The sequence below is a fragment of the Sediminibacterium sp. GW821-FHT12F12 genome (assembly GCF_058806635.1).
Genome location: NZ_JBXAPW010000022.1, coordinates 10,285 through 28,304, shown reverse-complemented (window position 1 = coordinate 28,304; position 18,020 = coordinate 10,285). Strand labels below are relative to the sequence as shown.

At 45.2% G+C, this 18,020-nt stretch carries 13 protein-coding genes; 8 read left to right on the top strand and 5 right to left on the bottom strand.

Annotated features, from left to right (window positions below; genetic code table 11):
• On the bottom strand, positions 1-1,499 hold a 1,499-nt coding region (locus tag AC1RNB_RS18340), incomplete at its 3' end, for an autotransporter outer membrane beta-barrel domain-containing protein (protein ID WP_493085186.1).
• Positions 1,500-2,111: 612 nt separating this feature from the next.
• Here AC1RNB_RS18340 and AC1RNB_RS18335 point away from each other — a divergent pair.
• Both AC1RNB_RS18335 and AC1RNB_RS18330 read left to right on the top strand, forming a co-directional pair.
• Positions 2,112-3,203, top strand: a complete 1,092-nt coding sequence (locus AC1RNB_RS18335; RefSeq protein ID WP_493085184.1) for a formylglycine-generating enzyme family protein — start codon at positions 2,112-2,114, stop codon at positions 3,201-3,203.
• 96 nt (positions 3,204-3,299) lie between these two features.
• Positions 3,300-4,532 (top strand): hypothetical protein, encoded by a 1,233-nt coding sequence (locus AC1RNB_RS18330; protein WP_493085182.1) that lies wholly within the window; start codon positions 3,300-3,302, stop codon positions 4,530-4,532.
• On the opposite strand, the gene AC1RNB_RS18325 is transcribed toward AC1RNB_RS18330, so the two are convergent.
• From AC1RNB_RS18325 to AC1RNB_RS18315, 3 genes are all read right to left on the bottom strand, one after another.
• Positions 4,529-4,945, bottom strand: coding sequence for a DoxX family membrane protein (locus tag AC1RNB_RS18325; RefSeq protein WP_493085180.1), 417 nt, complete (start codon positions 4,943-4,945; stop codon positions 4,529-4,531). The genes AC1RNB_RS18330 and AC1RNB_RS18325 overlap by 4 nt on opposite strands.
• A gap of 236 nt (positions 4,946-5,181) precedes the next feature.
• Positions 5,182-7,302 (bottom strand): DUF1080 domain-containing protein, encoded by a 2,121-nt coding sequence (locus AC1RNB_RS18320; RefSeq protein WP_493085178.1) that lies wholly within the window; start codon positions 7,300-7,302, stop codon positions 5,182-5,184.
• A 53-nt stretch (positions 7,303-7,355) separates the two neighbouring features.
• Positions 7,356-8,630 (bottom strand): Gfo/Idh/MocA family oxidoreductase, encoded by a 1,275-nt coding sequence (locus AC1RNB_RS18315; protein WP_493085176.1) that lies wholly within the window; start codon positions 8,628-8,630, stop codon positions 7,356-7,358.
• A gap of 654 nt (positions 8,631-9,284) precedes the next feature.
• Here AC1RNB_RS18315 and AC1RNB_RS18310 point away from each other — a divergent pair.
• Complete coding sequence (locus AC1RNB_RS18310; RefSeq protein WP_493085174.1) at positions 9,285-10,703, top strand: Gfo/Idh/MocA family oxidoreductase; 1,419 nt, start codon at positions 9,285-9,287, stop codon at positions 10,701-10,703.
• 353 nt (positions 10,704-11,056) lie between these two features.
• On the opposite strand, the gene AC1RNB_RS18305 is transcribed toward AC1RNB_RS18310, so the two are convergent.
• Positions 11,057-11,473 carry an SET domain-containing protein gene (locus AC1RNB_RS18305; protein WP_493085172.1) on the bottom strand — a complete coding sequence of 139 codons (417 nt, stop codon included), beginning with the start codon at positions 11,471-11,473 and terminating at the stop codon, positions 11,057-11,059.
• Positions 11,474-11,894: 421 nt separating this feature from the next.
• On the opposite strand from AC1RNB_RS18305, the gene AC1RNB_RS18300 reads away from it, so the two are divergent.
• The 5 genes from AC1RNB_RS18300 to AC1RNB_RS18280 all read left to right on the top strand — a co-directional run bounded on the left by AC1RNB_RS18300 (position 11,895) and on the right by AC1RNB_RS18280 (position 17,649).
• Positions 11,895-13,151, top strand: coding sequence for an alkaline phosphatase family protein (locus AC1RNB_RS18300; protein WP_493085170.1), 1,257 nt, complete (start codon positions 11,895-11,897; stop codon positions 13,149-13,151).
• Positions 13,152-13,437: 286 nt separating this feature from the next.
• Positions 13,438-14,808: a hypothetical protein gene (locus tag AC1RNB_RS18295; protein ID WP_493085169.1), complete on the top strand. Its 1,371-nt coding sequence runs from the start codon at positions 13,438-13,440 to the stop codon at positions 14,806-14,808.
• Positions 14,809-14,940: 132 nt separating this feature from the next.
• Positions 14,941-15,510, top strand: a complete 570-nt coding sequence (locus AC1RNB_RS18290; RefSeq protein ID WP_493085167.1) for a TIR domain-containing protein — start codon at positions 14,941-14,943, stop codon at positions 15,508-15,510.
• Between the two features lie 3 nt (positions 15,511-15,513).
• A complete protein-coding gene (locus tag AC1RNB_RS18285) occupies positions 15,514-16,359 on the top strand; it encodes a macro domain-containing protein (protein WP_493085165.1) in 846 nt (281 codons plus the stop codon).
• A 549-nt stretch (positions 16,360-16,908) separates the two neighbouring features.
• Positions 16,909-17,649, top strand: a complete 741-nt coding sequence (locus tag AC1RNB_RS18280) for a DUF4386 domain-containing protein (RefSeq protein WP_493085164.1) — start codon at positions 16,909-16,911, stop codon at positions 17,647-17,649.
• Positions 17,650-18,020: the final 371 nt, after the last annotated feature.

The following is an 18,020-nucleotide window of genomic DNA, read 5'->3' as shown; positions in this document are numbered from 1 at the left end:
ACACTGATGGAGTTGGAAGTAACATTACCAGAAACCGTGAGAGCTGTCAGGTTACCGAGGTTGGTAATACTGTTCATTGCCGACTGACTGAGCGTGCCACTGAAGGTTCCACCGGTAATAGTTCCGCTTGTGTTAATGTTTGTAATGGTGGCCAATGGCGAACTAAGCGACCCTGCATTGATCAATCCCGTTGCAGTAATGTTTGTCAGGTTACCTGTTACTACACTGATGGAATTGGAAGTAACATTACCAGAAACTGTGAGTGCCGTCAGGTTACCCAAATTGGTAATGCTGTTCATGGCCGACTGACTGAGTGTGCCACTGAAGGTTCCACCCGTGATGGTTCCGCTTGTGTTAATGTTTGTAATGGTGGCCAATGGCGAACTGAGTGACCCTGCATTGATCAGTCCCGTTGCTGTAATATTGGTTAGGTTACCCGTAACTACGCTGATGGAATTGGAAGTAATGTTTCCACTAACAGTTAAAGCGGTCAGATTACCGAGGTTGGTAATACTGTTCATGGCCGACTGACTGAGTGTGCCACTGAAGGTTCCACCAGTGATGGTTCCGCTTGTATTAATATTCGTAAGGGTGGCCAATGGCGAATTAATAGATCCTGCGCTTATTCCACCCGTTACAGTTAAGGCCGATAATGTACCCAGCATTGTAATATTGGGTTGCACAGCAACAATTACCGGATTACCACTGCGCTGATAACCCGATAACATACTGGCTGTATCACTATACTTGGAAAGCTGTCCGAATCGTCCATATCCCGCCAGCATATTGGCCGTATCGCTGTACTTGGTAAGCTGCCCGAACTTTCCGTATCCTGCCAGCATACTGGCCGTATCGCTGTACTTGGTAAGCTGCCCGAACTTTCCGTATCCTGCCAGCATACTGGCGGTATCACTGTATTTGGTAAGTTGACCCACCCTACCATAGCCTGACAGCATATTAGCCGTATCACTGTAACGGGTGAGTTGACCCACCCTTCCGTATCCTGCCAGCATACTGGCCGTATCGCTGTATCTGGTAAGTTGTCCCAACCTGCCATACCCCGTGAGCATAGCCAGGGTGTCACTGTATTTTACAGTATGCCCCTTTCGCGCATAACCGCTCAGCATTAAAACACTGTCTGCCTTGCGCATAAGGTTGGAAAATAACAAGGAAGTATCAGTAACCGGACCATTACCCAGGTTCAGCAGATTTCTGACCGCATACTCGCTCAGTAACTCTACCCAGTAACCACCCTGCCGTACAAACAAACGCTGGATGCCCGGATTACGTACAAAAATGAGCATACCGTCTGGCGGATTAAACCGGTTAATCAGCACAGTATCCTGTAACCTCGGTAATAATAAACCGAGGCTGTCACTCTCCAGCTCTAACAGGGAAGAACGGTTTACTACCGTTGGATTATTACCAATCTTTACCTGAGCCGTTACAGGTAGAACAAAGCACAGCCACAGGAAGGCCGTTAAAAGTCTCTTAAGCATAGCTTTTCAAGGATATGTAGTTGTCTATTATATATGGTTGCTTACGTCTGGGTAAACGGAATGCAAAATTTACTTATCTGGTCCAGATTACGCTGCCGCCCGTACTCACAAAATACCAGTCGCAAAAAACATAGGTCCCATTCTCACCAAATAGCTTCATTTTCAACATAGGAACCCCATTGCGCAGTCTGCATAGCAATGCCAGGCAGTTGGCAGGCGTAAATAGCTGACTGTTGAACATTGCGAAACCATTGGTTTCGCCAGATTGGGGGTATAGAAGTGAAACCAGCTCCTGCCTGAAGTAAATGACCATCTGCTGTTATGGGTGCCCGGGCTATTTACGACCGGTATCATCATTACGCAGGATTGTTGCCAGTTTCGTTCCAAATATCAGCACTTCTTTGTTTCCGGCGAATTAAATTTTGGTTCACACTACGCTATAATCCTTTAGCTGCCCGCGTTTCAGCCCATTCGTTTTTACCTTTCAGTTATTACGTGTACCTATCAGAGATAGTTGCTTGATTACCAGTAATTAAATAAAAACAAAGCACTACCCCAATAATGACGAGGTTCCCGACTTGATGCATGGGGCTTCTTTCTTATCTTTAAACCATGTTGCATTTTACTCCCTCCCGTACGGTTTTGCAGGGCTATGTACTGGCCATTTTTGCGTTGGCTGCGGCTGCGTATACTGTTGATAACCAATCACCTGAGAAAAAAATAACCCCTCGATCTCAGTCCACAAAGGGAGGAGTAGTTACTCCTGCAGGCATGGTTCGCATTCCCGGTGGCCGTTTCCGGATGGGTACACCTGCTGCCAATGAATCGCTATGCAGTGTACCCGGACTCACATCCGATGCCTTACCGGTTCATACGGTACAGGTAAAAGCGTTCTGGATGGATGAACATGAAGTAACCAATGCCGAATTCGAAAAATTTGTAAACGCCACCGGTTATAAAACCCTGGCCGAAATTGCGCCCACCGCGGCAGAATTTCCCACTGCCGATCCGGCTATGCTGGTTCCGGGTTCCGTGGTATTTTCTCCCCCGGCCCATGAAGTGCCGCTGGATAATTACCTGCAATGGTGGGAATACCGCAAAAATGCCAACTGGCGCCAACCCTTCGGCAAAGGCAGTTCTATCAAAGGCAAAGAGAACTACCCCGTTGTTCATATTGCCTGGGAAGATGCCGCAGCCTATGCCAGATGGGCCGGTAAAAGATTACCCACTGAAGCCGAATGGGAGTTTGCTGCCCGCGGCGGATTATCCGAAAACACGTTTACCTGGGGTAACCAGTTTACCCCCGGCGCCCGTTATATGGCCAATACTTTTCAGGGAAGTTTCCCCTCGAAAGACCTGGGTAAAGATGGTTTTAAAGGAATGGCACCCGTAAAACAATATCCCCAAAACGGCTATGGTTTATATGATATGGCAGGAAATGTCTGGGAATGGTGTTCCGACTGGTACCGCCCTGATTATTATACCACCCTTGTAAGAAAAGGAGGAGTGATAGTGGATCCGAAAGGGCCGGCAGATAGTTTTGATCCGGCAGAACCGGGTATTATTAAAAAAGTACAGAAAGGCGGTTCCTTTCTCTGCAGTGATCAGTACTGTTCGCGTTATGTGGTAGGCTCGCGCGGGAAAGGTGACTGGAAAACAGGGACCAATCACCTGGGGTTCCGCTGTGTAAAAGACATAAGATAAAACCGGCTTGTTACACAAACCGGTTTTCAACCAAACGTATTCTAAATTAGTAGTATCCAATTATATTACAGACGCCACAATGGTAACAATGGCACTATGATTACCCGATCGCTTGTATTACTGCTTACCTGTTTGCTGGGGTTGACTGGTTTTTCGCAACCGTATGATCCCGACCGTTTCGCAGCGGATACCAGCAGGCCTCATATCAAAGCATTTGAAGAAAATGACGACGGCTCAGTATATACCGGTATGTACGAAATCCTGAAAGGCCTGCACCCGATCTCCTATGTAGGTTTTTTCCCGATGTTCCAGGGTTGGAACCGCAGCATTCCCCTGCGCGAGGGTGAGGGCAGGAATGGTTACCTGATAGAGGCCAATCTGGACCAGGTGTTCCCGCTCTGGCAGGGCAGGAACCAGAGCAGCGATTTTTTTCAGCGGGCAAGGATCGCATTTCGGTATGCACCCGCTTTCCGGATGACGCTCGACTCCTCCCTTCCCGTTCTACCCATCAGCCAGAAAGTAGGTGTAGAGCTTGACTATGCACTCTGGAATAATTACACCCAAAAAGAAAATATCCGTAAACGCAGTACCTGGTATGCAGAAGACAATTCCTGGGTTAACAAAAAAGAAACCTTTAAAGTGGTACACCTGATGTTCTCTGTAATGCATTATTCCAACGGACAGGCACCGGGGGTATATTACCAGACCCTGTCTGGCAAACGAAACGATTATAAAAAAGGTGATTTCTCCACTAATTATATCAGCCTTATGGGCGTGTATTCAGCTTACACTCCTGAACACCGTTTGTATTCTGTTGGTCTTGGTTATCGCAGAGATGGTGGTATCGGCGATGCATTCTCTTTTAATCCAGAACAGGAAAAACGTTTTGGCAAAAACCGGGTACAGGCTATGCTCCAGTTAAGAGGCAGGCCGCGCAGGTTTGGCAAATCCATACCCTGGAAAGACCTTCGTACAGGCAAAGACTATATCCTGAAGAACAAAGTGAGTCATCGTACAAGAATTGAGGCAGAATATATTGTAGGTAATATGAACAATTTTGAACCGGTACATACCAACAGGCTGGGGGTTCATCTTTATTATGAGTTTAATTTTGCCCAGTCACGCACTACCGGCATTGTTCTGCACCTATACCACGGCCGCGATTACCTGAATATCCGATATGATGATATTATTACCGGCGGAAGTGCGGGTGTATCCTTTAACCTGATGAAGTATCGGCCACCCCGGCATAAAACAACAGAATTTATTGTAAGTGAAGGCACCATCCGTTACGATCCTGTAAAGCGGAAAAATGTGATCACGAATTAAAGCGGGGAGCCTGATTGTTTCTGTGATATCCGCCAGGCATCTACACTCCACACACCGGCACCCAAACAAAAGAACACGGCGCATAACAAAGCTGATATAAACGGATGCTGATCATCTGTGAGAATTCTTCCATGCCCCATGGTGAAAGTGATCAGTAATAAAGTAAACGTGAGCGGTAAGGTAAATACACGTACCCATAGGCCGAGTAACAAAGAAATACCACCCAGCAATTCTGCCGTTTTACCAGCATAGGCAAAGACTGCCGGTACAGGATAGTGCAGATCGGCCAGCCATTTGGCATACCCACTCATCTGGCCGGGCACAAATACTTCATGGCCATGATAGATAAATAAAATACCGGTAATGATGCGGATGACGGCCAATACGCGTGGCAGGTAAGAATCAGTTTGCATACGATAGATTGATAACAGAAAGATACCAACCTCTTCCCAAAAAACAACCGCGCCTTTGCGCCTTTGCGTGCAAATATTCTCGCGAAGGCGCAAAGGCGCGGGATGGGAGACAGCTACCTCTTTTACTCTTTCTCTCTTTTGCTCTTAGTGAAACATCCTCCTTCATCATCGGAATCACTGATTGTTGAAGAGGTTTCACTAAGAGTGGATAAGAGAAAAAGAGATTAAAAGAGTTACTATAATTTTTTGATCCGGATATTTCTGAAGCGTAACACATCTCCATGCCCCAGGAAACCAATATGGCCACTGGTTCGCTGTAAGCCCGGATGTTCTTTATGATCCATGGTACCATTGGCCGATGCCTGTTTGATATCGCCATCCAGAATGGTTTCACCGTTCAGGATCACTGTTACTTTCGATCCCTTTACGATCACTTCTTCCTGGTTCCACTCGCCTGTTGGTTTCAGGAAACCTCTTTTGGCAGGGATCACACCATATACAGAACCATGGTATTGATAGGGCTGCAGGCTTTTATAGATCTCTGCTTCATTATCGAGGATCTGTAATTCCATACCCACATAAGCCGCATCGCCCTCTAAGGGAGCGCGGATTCCGAGGCCGTTGTTGGCGCCCGGTGTTAACTGAAATTCGAAACGGTAAATAAAATCAGCATATTCTTCTTTCGTATACAGGTTACCGCCACTGCGTTCGGGATGCACCACTATAGTACCTTCTTCTACGAGGTAACCATTGGTATTACCTGTCCATTGATCCAGGTTGTTTCCATCAAACAAAGAGCTGAAACCCTGTTGTTTTTCTTCTTCGGTTAAAGGGGTGGTATTGTCTGTAGGCAGCTCGCGCAGAAAAATATTGCGGTAGGCTACATAAGTGCCATGCGCCTGTAGTTCCAGTTGCTCTTTGGCAAAAATGGGTAGCTTGCGGTCCCAGTAATTTTCGAGCACCACATTATCTGTTACCAGTTGTCCGTTCAGATACACGGTTACGCGCTCTCCTTTCATGATGATGTGAAAACGGTTCCACTCACCGATCTTATTATCGGCTACCACCAATGGTTTGCTGGGATTTTTCTGGTTATTGTATAAGCCACCCGAACCCACCTGTGCACCAACTTCGCGGCGGCTGGTATCCCAGATCTGCACTTGCGGACTGCCACGCAGATAAATGCCCGCATCTCCTTTTTCGGTGATCTTCCAGTCAACAAACATTTCTATATCGCCGTATTTTTTTTCGGTGCAGAGATTATCGCCATGGCCGGTGAATACGAGTAAACCGTTTTGTACGATCCAGTCGTTTTTGGTTTTTTCATTGGCGCGTGCCTGTGCCGCGGCCAGAGAATCGGCAGAGAGTTTGGCACGACTGATGGGGTTACCCACCAATGCTTTCCAGCCACTTAAATCTTTGCCGTTGAAGAGCGATACAAAACCATTATCATAAGGCATGGCTTTGAGATGGGCTATGAGTTTTTTTACCAGCAGGGCACTGTCTTCTCCCTTGATCAAAGGCAGGGCTTTCTGCAAGGCTTCGCGCACCAGGGGTCCGCGGATATTTTTATCGTTCAGTGCCAGCTGGGTAAGCACACGGGCAGCGGTACCGGATACATCAGCATTACTGAGCCAGTTACTGGCCAGTACAAAAGAACTGATACCCGGGATGCGTGATACCTGGTTCAGTAATCTTTTTTGCTGAATAGGATCAGCGGCTTTCTCTAACTGCTCCTGCAACTGCAGTAATTGCTGCACATGATTTTGTACAGCGGCTGCTGTTGTAGTGTTGGGTTTGAGAGTGGGCAATGCCTTTTTATCAAAAGCCAGCACAGCCGCAATATGGGTACGGTTCGGTTCGCTTGCTTTTGCCAATGCTTTCTGCAAAGCACTGAGTGCAGCTGGCGAATGGATGGTGGCCAGTGCCCGCGCCGCATTATCCGACTGTTCATTATCAGACAGCAATTTTGCCAGGGGTTTTACTGCCACATCATCGCCCAGTAAACCAAGGTATTTGATGATGAGCTCTTTGGCATAATAGGTTTTTGCAGTAGCTAAACCTGTTACCAACTTCGCAACCGTTTGTTTTTGTTGCGTAACTTCTTTGGCAGATGCATGGGTGTAAGCACTCAATGCATAACTGGCTTTCAGTTTCAGCGAATCATCATCGAGTAATGCAAACAGTTGTTTCCAGTTAGTACTGTTCCAGTTTTGCATGCTGTTCAGGGCGGCACTGGCTTCTTCTGTTTTTTGGTAGGGAAACTTAGATAGGGTAGTGGCAACTTCTTCCTGTTGGGCAGATAATTGTGTGAACGTGATCAGCGTAAGCAGAAGAGCGGACAGAATTTTTTTCATATAACTACTGGTATTTTTTCACCGCAGGGGTGAGTCATTTTTTTAGGTTAGCATCAGATACTCCATGGACCGCGCATGGGCGGGTCAATCATACGGTTGGCTTCTTCATCGTTGAGGAAGGTCTGGCTCACCGGATCAAAACGCAGCGAACGGCCCAGCTGCAGAGCGATCTTGCCCATATTAATAATGGTACAGGAGCGGAACCCGTTCGATTCGTTCAGTGCAAACGGTGTTCTGTATTTTACTGAATCCAGGAAATTGGTTACCTGCGGTTCCGGATCGGGCAGCAGCGCCAGTTTCTCGGCCAGGTTCGGGATATCGGATTTAAAACCCGCAAACAGTTTTCCCTTGGGCCCTTCTATATAAGCCGCATTGGGATCTTTGGCTTCGCCATCGAGGATGATCTTACAGCCATCTTCATACGTAAATGTGATCTTGCGGAAAGTACCACAGGCATCGGGGTGTTGTTGCTCGGCGTCTACCTCTACCAGTACCGGACTGGTATCATCCTTTCCTAAAAAATATTGAATGGGATCTATATAGTGTTGCCCCATATCGCCCAGTCCGCCGCCATCATAATCCCAGTATCCGCGGAAAGTACCGTGAACACGGTGCGCGTTATAGGGTTTATAGGGTGCAGGTCCCAGCCAGCGGTCGTAATCCAGCTCGGCCGGAACGGCTTGTGTTTCTAATTGTGTTTTACCTACCCAGTAAAATTTCCAGTCAAAGCCGGTGGTTTTACTAACGGTTACTGTTAAGGGCCAACCCAATAAACCAGACTCCACCAGTTTTTTAATCGGCCGCACGGTGGTATTCATCCCATAAAAATTATCCTCAAAACGAAACCAGGTATTCAGTCGGAACATGCGTTTGTATTGCTGCACGGCTTCTACCACGCGTTTGCCCTCGCCAATGGTGCGGGTCATGGGTTTTTCGCACCAGATATCTTTGCCTGCTTTGGCCGCATCAATGGCCATGATCCCATGCCAGTGCGGCGGGGTGGCAATATGTACAATATCTACTTCGGGTAAAGCGATCAGTTCACGGTGATCGTGAAAAGTTTTTACGCCGTTACCGATCGAAGCTGCTACTTCGGTCAGATGGTTTTTATCTACATCACAGATGGCAACTACACGGGTGCCGGCATAAGGAATATGCCCACGGCCCATACCACCCACACCAATAATACCCTTGGTGAGCTGATCGCTGGGGGCGAGAAAACCACGACCCAGCACATGCCGGGGAACAATACTGAAACCGGCCACCACAGCAGCCGTATTACGCAGGAATTTACGCCTTGAGAGAGCAGTTGATTTTGGGGATTTCATATGCGTTAGATAGGTGTGTTTAAAGGTAAGAGAAATTTCAATGAGTGAATGAGTGGATGAGTGGATGAGTGAATGGGGGGGAAGCAAAAAATGATAGAATGATAGCATGATAGAATGATTTTTTGGGGTCGGGGCTGAAGCCCATGGGAAGAGTTGGGAGGGTTACTCAGGTTCTTCCAATGCCCGCCCTTCTATTCTATAGCTTTTCCATCGCCTCGCCTTCATCGCCACCTCCTTTGGAGCCGGCCCTTTATTGTTGTGCCCTTCCTTGCCGGTCCTTGATTGCCGCGCCCTTCAGGGCGTGGATAAAGGAGATACAATTAAAACCCGTTTCGGGACTTTAGTCCCGCGTTTAGTAAAAGCAGCAGATGAATGATTGAATGTGGTTCCCCCCAAGCCACTCCTATTGCTGAGCCCTACCTTGCCGCTTCCTTTATTGCCACGCCCTTCAGGGCGTGGATATTGATAGATAATAAAATCTATTTCGGGACTTTAGTCCCGCGTGTACCCAACCATTGTGCCGGTGAATAGCAATTAAACAACCATCCCATTCTCCGCCATCGTTTTCGTAAGTTCTTGCTGCGGGCGGTTCTAAACAGTGGGGCTTTGTGGTACATTAGTAGGGTCATCTTTCACTAATTAATTGCTTGAACCATGAAACCCTCACAAAAATCGCGTCGTTCGTTTTTGAAGCAGGCCGCAATGCTGTCTGCTGCTGCTTCTGTTCCTTCCATCATCACCAAAGCCGCCGGCAATTTTGCTGTGGGGCAGAAAGTAAAACTGGCCTGTGTGGGCATTGGTAACCAGGGTGGCTCCGATGTTATGTCGTTTGCCAAAACCGGGCTGGCCGAGTTCGTTGCTTTTTGCGATGTGGATATGGGCGCCCCCCATACACAGGCCGTGCTGAAACAGTTTCCCGATGTACCGCGTTTTCAGGATTTCCGTACCATGTTCGATAAAATGGGTAACCAGATAGAAGCGGTTGCTGTGGGTGTGCCCGATCATTCGCATTTCCCGATTACCATGATGGCAATGGGCCTCGGCAAACACGTGTTTGTAGAAAAACCCATGGCCCGCACTTTTAACGAAGTAGAGCTGATGATGAAAGCCGCTAAGAAAAACCCGAAACTGGTAACACAGATGGGTAACCAGGGCCACTCCGAAGCCAACTACTTCCAGTTCAAAGCCTGGAAAGAAGCGGGTATCATCAAAGACATTACCGCTATTACCGCCCATATGAACAGCGCCCGCCGCTGGCATAACTGGGATCCCAATATCAAGAACTTTCCTGCCAAAGAAGATATACCTGCTACCCTCGACTGGGATACCTGGCATGGTGTAACACAGCTGCACGATTATAACCACGATTATATCAATGGTCAGTGGCGCTGCTGGTACGACTTTGGTATGGGCGCCCTTGGCGATTGGGGTGCACACCTCATCGATACTGCCCACGAGTTTCTGGACCTGGGCCTGCCTTACGAGATCAGCATGCTGAAAGCCGAAGGACATAACTCTTTCTTCTACCCCAAATCTTCCACCATCCTCTTCCGTTTCCCGGCGCGGGGTAATATGCCTGCCTGCGATATTACCTGGTACGATGGTGTAAACAATGTACCCCCATTACCCGAAGGCTACCGCGGTCCCGGACTGGATGCCAATATCCCGCCACCGAGCTCCGGAAAAATTGAAGCACAGCGCGTGAACCCCGGTAAGATTCTCTATGGCAAAGACATCATCTTCGCCGGCGGATCGCATGGTAAAACACTGTCCATTATTCCGGAAGCCAAAGCCAAAGACATGGCATCCCAACTGCCCGAAGTGCCGGTTAGTCCGTCTAACCACTATGCCAACTTCTTAAAATCCTGCATGGGCGAAGAAAAAACCCGTTCACCATTCTCTGTAGCCGGTCCGCTAAGCCAGGTATTCTCGCTGGGTGTAATGGCACAAAAACTCAACACCACCATCCAGTTCGACAGAACCGGCAAAAAAGTAACCAACAACAAAACCGCCAACGATATGCTGGTAGGGTTGCCGCCGAGGAAGGGGTGGGAGCAGTATTATAAGATCTAATGAGTGAATGAGTGGATGAGTGAGTGAGTGAATGGAGGGAATGAATGATAGAATGATAGGATGATAGTATGATAGAATGGAAGGAATTAGGCTGCGAAAACATATTGTTTTCGCAGCTTTTTTTTCAGCCGGTTCTACGTTCTTTGTTCTGGGTTCTTCGTTTTCTGTTCGTCTGTTCATCAGTTCCTTGCTCCTCTGTTCTCCGTCTCCTTCGACATTCGACATTCCTTGTTCGATGTTCGATATTCAAAAAATCCTGCTAAGTAACGAGTTCTATGTTCCAGGTTCTTCGTTCGTCTGTTCCTTGTTCCTCTGTTCGTCTGTTCATCTGTTCCTCTCTTGCCCTTCGATATTCAATATTCTTCCACCCCTTCCACAATCTCCCCATAATCCACCACCAATTCCTCCCCGGTTTTAATATCGCGCAGGGCTTCGAAGTATTCGCCGTGGTTAACGGACTGGATATTGGGGGTAGAGGAGTGGTTGAGGTAACTGGCCATATCCATCACTTTACAGCCATGGTCGGGGATGAAATAGTTTTCTTCATCGTAGAGATAATAGGTTTCGATAAACTCGCGGCTATGCGCGGGTAATTGTTCGGCTTCTTCAAAACTGAGCGTGATCCATCCGCCGGTGTTTCTGGAGAAAAGCGTGCGGCAGCCTTTGGGAATATCGGTTATGGCAAATACACCAATGCCATGAATAGCGGAAGGTTGTAAAGCCACATAGGTTTCGTGTTTCAGCTCCTGTAACAATTCTTCTTTTGTCATAACTATATTTCTTAGCGTGTTATCCTATTAAAAGTCCAATACCCTGTAATTCAAAAACGCTTGTCGCTCGCGGCCGCTGGGCCCCGTCCCTGTTATCCCGCCGATGGCGGGACTGCATTGGCCTCTGATCAGATCTGCTTCGCATGATCTGATCTGTCTTCTCCCGCTTGAAGCGGGATTGACACCGACCCCAATGAGGCCCGTCCGCCAAAGGCGGACTGATTAGAAATTTTTCATCGAACACCCTGTGAGGGTGATTTTTATTCTGCTGATCAAATAAATTTTGAATTATCAAATCGCATAAGACGTTATTTATTACTGTGTTCTAACCGCGCCTCTGCGCCTTTGCGTGCAAATTTTCTCGCCAAGGCGCAAAGGCGCGGGGAAGGGTGTTTATCTTTAGCCTCCTAAAGATACCCCTATGTTTTGCAGAACCCTTTGTTTACTGCTCACCGTTTTTGTTTTTTCTGCTGCTGCGCAGGATACCACCCAGCAGATCGTACCCGGCCGTAGTAACCACCCTTCGCAATACCACAAACCCTATGTGATCCTGATCTCGATAGATGGGTTCCGGGCCGATTTTACGGAGAAACATGGGGCCCGTTTTCTGCAAAGCGTTTCGCAGATGGGCGTAAGGGCCGAGTATATGACACCTTCTTTTCCCTCGCTCACTTTTCCGAATCATTATACATTGGTAACGGGTTTGTACCCGGCCCACCACGGACTGGTAGACAACAGTTATTACGATACCCGCCGCCAGCAGTTTTATGGCATGGGCGATAAAGCGCAGGTGGCCGATGGCAGCTGGTATGGCGGTACACCGCTCTGGGTGCTGGCCGAAAAACAGCAACTGCTCTCGGCCAGTTTTTACTGGGTAGCATCCGAAGCGGATATACAGCACACCCGGCCCACGTATTATTATAAGTACAACGAACAGATTGGCATGGCCGATCGGATTAACACCGTAAAGAACTGGTTAAGCCTGCCCGAAGAAAAACGCCCGCACCTGATCACGTTTTATTTTCCGCAGGTAGACCATGATGCGCATGAATACGGCCCCGATGATAGCCGGGTAACCACCACGGTCCGGTTCATAGACAGCAGCATCAATGCCCTGCAGCAAAGCCTGCAACCGCTGGGCCTGCCCATTAACTATATTGTAGTATCCGATCATGGTATGACGGCCGTGAACAATAAAAATCCCCTGCCCTTACCCAAAGCCATTGATACCAGCAATTTCCGGATCCCGCGGGGCGATGCTTTGCTGCACCTCTATGCCAAAGACACCAATACACTGGCAGCCACATACCAGGCACTGAAAAAAGAAACCGGTATGAACGTATACCGGCTGAACGAAACCCCCGCGCACTGGCATTACCGCGCGGCAGACGATTGGCACCAGCGCCTGGGTAACCTGATACTAACACCCCAACTACCTAATATATTCAGTATCAACAACCGCCCGATCAGCCCGGGCAAACATGGTTTTGATAACCACCACCCCGATATGCGCGCCACATTTATGGCATGGGGCCCGGCCTTTCAAAAGGGTTTACGCATCAACGGTTTTGAGAACATACATGTGTATCCGTTGATTGCCAATCTGTTGGGATTGAAATTTGAAGAGAAGGAAATTGATGGAAGAGCAGAAGTGTTGAAGGGGATACTGAAACAGTAGTCATTTATTTTTATGGGGAGAGAAATACGGGGTTTTTCCCGTTGTGTATTTTGCGTTTATGGGGTAAATTGTCGTTACTTAAAAACGTAGCGTTGTGTTCGAGTATCTGATTGTTAGAGGAGGAAACAATACAAAAACCATAACGATAACTCGTTGAACTAGAGAGCCGTTTTGTGTAGATAATTAGTGGGGAGTCACGTATATTTAAGAGTTGTGCGTCATGCTATAGTGACAGCCTGTGACCTCATGATAGCGAGGACAAAAATCAAGCATTTACATTATAACAATGACAAAATACAGTTTAACAAATATTATTCTACCTATATTTTTTTTGTTAGCAATAGTGAGTTGCAAATCTAATGACTGGTCCTCAGATAAAATAAAAAGTATACGGCTCACTACATACTTTGTAGACAACAAAAGTTCAGAAGTTAAAGAAGGCCCACTTTTTACTGATGAAACATATGAATATGATAGTAGTTTCAACTTAATAAAAGACCGTTTCGCTACTTATAAATATGATTTTGACAAGTCGGGATATAAAACAAAAAAATACAGTCTTAATGGGTCAGGAGGAATATTTCAAACAGAGGTTTATAGAAATGACAGTACTGGAAATCCAATTGAGATATTAGATTATGATTTTGAAATGAAAGGGATAGAACACAAGACCTTGCTCAAATACAATGCAATTCGTAATTTAATTAAGCAATCAATTCATGACGAGAGTGATTCTCTAATCGAGACAAGTGTTTACGAATACAATGACAAAAAGCAGGAAGTAAAAAGGAGTACGAGTAAGTATGGTTTTTTATTTTTTAAATATTCCTATCAATATGACAATCACAATAAAGTAATTGAAAAAAATACATATAAAAATGGTAGAGAAGTAGTCCGAAAAACTCTTTATGAATATGATTATATTGGCAATAAAATAAAGGAGACGAATTATAAACTAAATGAAGATGAAGAGCTTTCTGTTGATGGTCGTAAATTATTTGAGTATGATAAAGCCAATAAGCTGGTTAAAGAAACACGTAGAAGTGATGGGAATGAATATCAAACTATTTATCAGTATAATGAAGCTGGAAAATTGAGCAAGGAAATTACTTCAGAAAGAGAGATTTTGTATTCCTACACCACAGATAATAAAATTATTAAAACTTGTGTTCGAGAAAATAAGAAACTATGGTGGAAAGAAGAAGATTTTTACGATGTCAATGGAAATAAAATTCAGTCTATACATTCTGATGATAGCAATATCGTTAACAATAAATATTTCTATAGATACAACGATAAGAATCAAACAGTCCTTGATTCTTGTGTCGATTCAGATGGCACATTATCCTTTATGACCAAATATTTTTATAAAAATGATTCTATTAGAATTAAAAAATCAATCTCATCAAATTGGCTACTAAGTTCAGAACATGACTTTCTTGCTGTGGAAACAGGAGATGGAAAGTTTGAATACACAACTTACCAAACATTGGATAAAATGGGCAATGTTATTGAGGAGATTATAGATTATGTTCTAGTACAGGAATTAGAATTTGAGTATAAGCAATTTGATTCAAAAGGAAACTGGACGAAAAGAGTTGTTAAAGAATTTGGCAGACCGTATAGAATAGAAACAAGAGAAATAAAATATTATTAGAAGTTCAAAAAAATATAGAAGAACGAACGAACAACATTGGGTTTTATGCAAGTTGGGCTTGACCTTCTAACATCAGCTAATTGCCAATCCCAGCTCGACAAGTGCAATTGTAACAATCAAATACTAAATACTATGGCAGTCAGAGATGGAAATTATTCGGCATTTTACGTAAGCGAACCATTTAACGAAAGTAGTCTTGGGGCACATGCAAGTAAAGACTTTGTTTATTATAATATGCTAAGAGCATGGAAGGGGAATGACGAGTCATTCCCCTTCATTGATTCCCATGATAAAAATTATAGTGTAAGAGATACAAGTGATTGGGAAATGACTTTAAAACCTAGAATACGTGAACGCATAAGGCACTCTAAAAATATTATCCTTTTCCTTAGTTCAAACACTAAGAATTCTAGAGCTCTGAGGGAAGAAATCGATTATGGAATTAATGATCAAGGATTACCGGTAATTGTTGTTTATCCAGAGTATGATGAAAAAAGTGACATTATTAATTGCGATCCAAAAACTATCAAAGCTCAGATTAAACAGCTGTGGGATATTCTTCCAATATTCAGAGATTCCAAACATAAAGTTCCGACTATTCATATACCCAATAAAAAAGAGCTAATTAGAAAAGCATTAAATGATTCAGATTTTATGATTGGAACAAAAGGCGTTGCAGATGATTACTTTTATAACTGTTAAACCATGAAGTATATTTTCAATTCAATATTTAGCAAAGCTTATTGGCGCTATATTCTATCGTTAGAAGGTTTAAAATCCATACTTGCGATTTTTGGTATCATATGGTTAATTGTCGAAACGCTAGACTTTTTCCAAGTCTATACTAGAGATAAATATGCCTCATTTGCCTTTTTCATTTTTTTACTCCTTTCTGTGTTAATCTCTATCTTTCTCAAAAGGCCCATAAAATCTATAGTACTTTCATTTCCAGAGTATGACTTTATAATTGAGGTTAGAATCGCTAATCTCTTTGATTTAAGTGGTGCAACCATGATTAGTACAAATACAGTTTTTGAAGCAGATGTGGCTTCAGGAAAAATAGCAGTAGATAGCCTACAAGGACAGTTTACAGCCAAGTATTATACAGGTAATCAAATTGAATTAATAAAAAAAATACAAGAGGAGTTACATCTTATCAATTCTACTTCACCCTATCCAATTGGGACAACAATCTCAATAAATACTCACGGTAAGACTTTTTATTTTAATGCGATGTCTGAACTTGGTGAGGGTGGCAACGCACAATCTTCAATTTCCCAAATACAGGATGCTTTAAGAGGATTATGGAGCTATGTTAAAAATAAAGGAGAACTTATTGAGTTGGTTGTACCAGTTATAGGAACAGGAAGAGGTAGGGTTCAAATTTCTCGGAAAAAGATGATAGCCTTAATTGCAGATTCATTTGTCAAAGCTTCCATTCAAGGAAAGTTTTCTGATAAGTTAATAATTGCTGTGCGGCCACAGGACGCTCAGAATTTTGGGATAAATCTCTATGACATAAAAGACCATTTAAACCATGTATTGAAATAACTGCACCTAATCAGGGGGTTCCCGTCACCGCATAGTATCCCGAATGGGGGACTCTGCGTTTATTACCACCATCCATTCATGTTAAACTAACACACCACGAATACATAAAACACAACAGGTAGCTTGAAAAAAATCCAAATGAAACCGACAACCAAACTCCTGATCGCCACTATCATGCTAGATCTGGTTTTAATGGTACTGCTCATATTGTTGCTACAAACATATAACTGATCTGCAGTGCAAAAAAAAGTAGTCACCCAAAAACGCTATTCACCAAACAAACCCTACACCCACCGTGCCTTAGTGCCTTTGTGTGCGTATATTTTCACACAAATGCACCAAGGCACAGTTATTAGCACAGCTCCCTCTTTTTCTTCTGTTCCTCTCTTATGGCAACCCACCACCCCGCCCATCAACCCAACAGCAAAATGCGGAGCATGTTTCACTAAGCGCAGATAAGAGCGAAAGAGAAAAAGAGAGGGATTATTGATGAAAGGCAAGCAGGGAGCAGAAATGCGTTGTATCTTACCCCTACCTAAACTAACCGCTATGCATACAAGCAGTCTTAGCACCCGCTTTTCGCCACAGCAATATGCCAGAGTAGGGGGTGTATTGTATCTGTTCATCATTGCCGCCGGTATGTTTGGTGAGTTATATGTTCGGGGTAACCTATTTATTCCGGGTAATGCAGAAGCTACGGCACAGCAGATCCAAAACGCCCCGGGTTTATGGCGCATCGGCATCGTTGTAGACCTGCTCATGCAACTCTGCGATCTGCCCTTGATGCTCATTTTTTATGTGCTGCTGAAACCGGTAAATAAAAACCTGGCCTTACTCAACCTCTTATGCAACCTGATACAAACCGCTGTACTGGTAGCCAATAAACTGAACCTGCTCAATGCCCTCTATTTACTCGGCGGTGCGGGTTATCTGCAAACATTTACGCCCGAACAGTTGCATACCCTCGCCTACCTCCCCATCAAACTCCACGATACAGGTTTCGGGGTTGGACTGATCTTTTTTGGTGTGGTATGTCTGATAGAAGGGCAGCTGATTGCGGTATCGGGCTTTTTCCCAAAACTGATCGGCCGGTTAATGCAATTGGCGGGTGTCTGTTACCTCACCAATAGTTTTGCATTGATACTGGTACCTGAGCTGGCGGGTAAATTATTCCCGGTCATCCTGCTTCCGCCTTTTGTGGCAGAATTGTCGCTGGGCTTGTGGCTGCTGATCAAAGGTGTTAACCTGCCTGTGTGGGAACAGAAAGTAGCCGCCTCGCAACGCATATAATTCAAACTGCGCCTCCGCGTCTTTGCGTGCATATTTTCTCGCAAAGGCGCGGAGGCGCAGTAAAAGGCAACCCCTCTTTTACTCTTTCTCTCTTTAAGCTCTTAGTGAAACAAACACCCCGCCCATCAGCGTAATGGCTGAAAGTGCAGGAGGTTTCGCTAAGAGTGGATAAGAGAAAAAGAGGATAAAAGAGTTGGCAGCAGGTGTAATCTATCTCAGCAATCAAACTGCGTCTTTGCGTGCTAATTTTCTCGCAAAGGCGCGGAGGCGCAGTAAAGCCAACCCCTCTTTTGCTCTTTCTCTCTTTAAGCTCTTAGTGAAACAAACACCCCGCCCATCAGCGTAATGGCTGAAAGTGCAGGAGGTTTCGC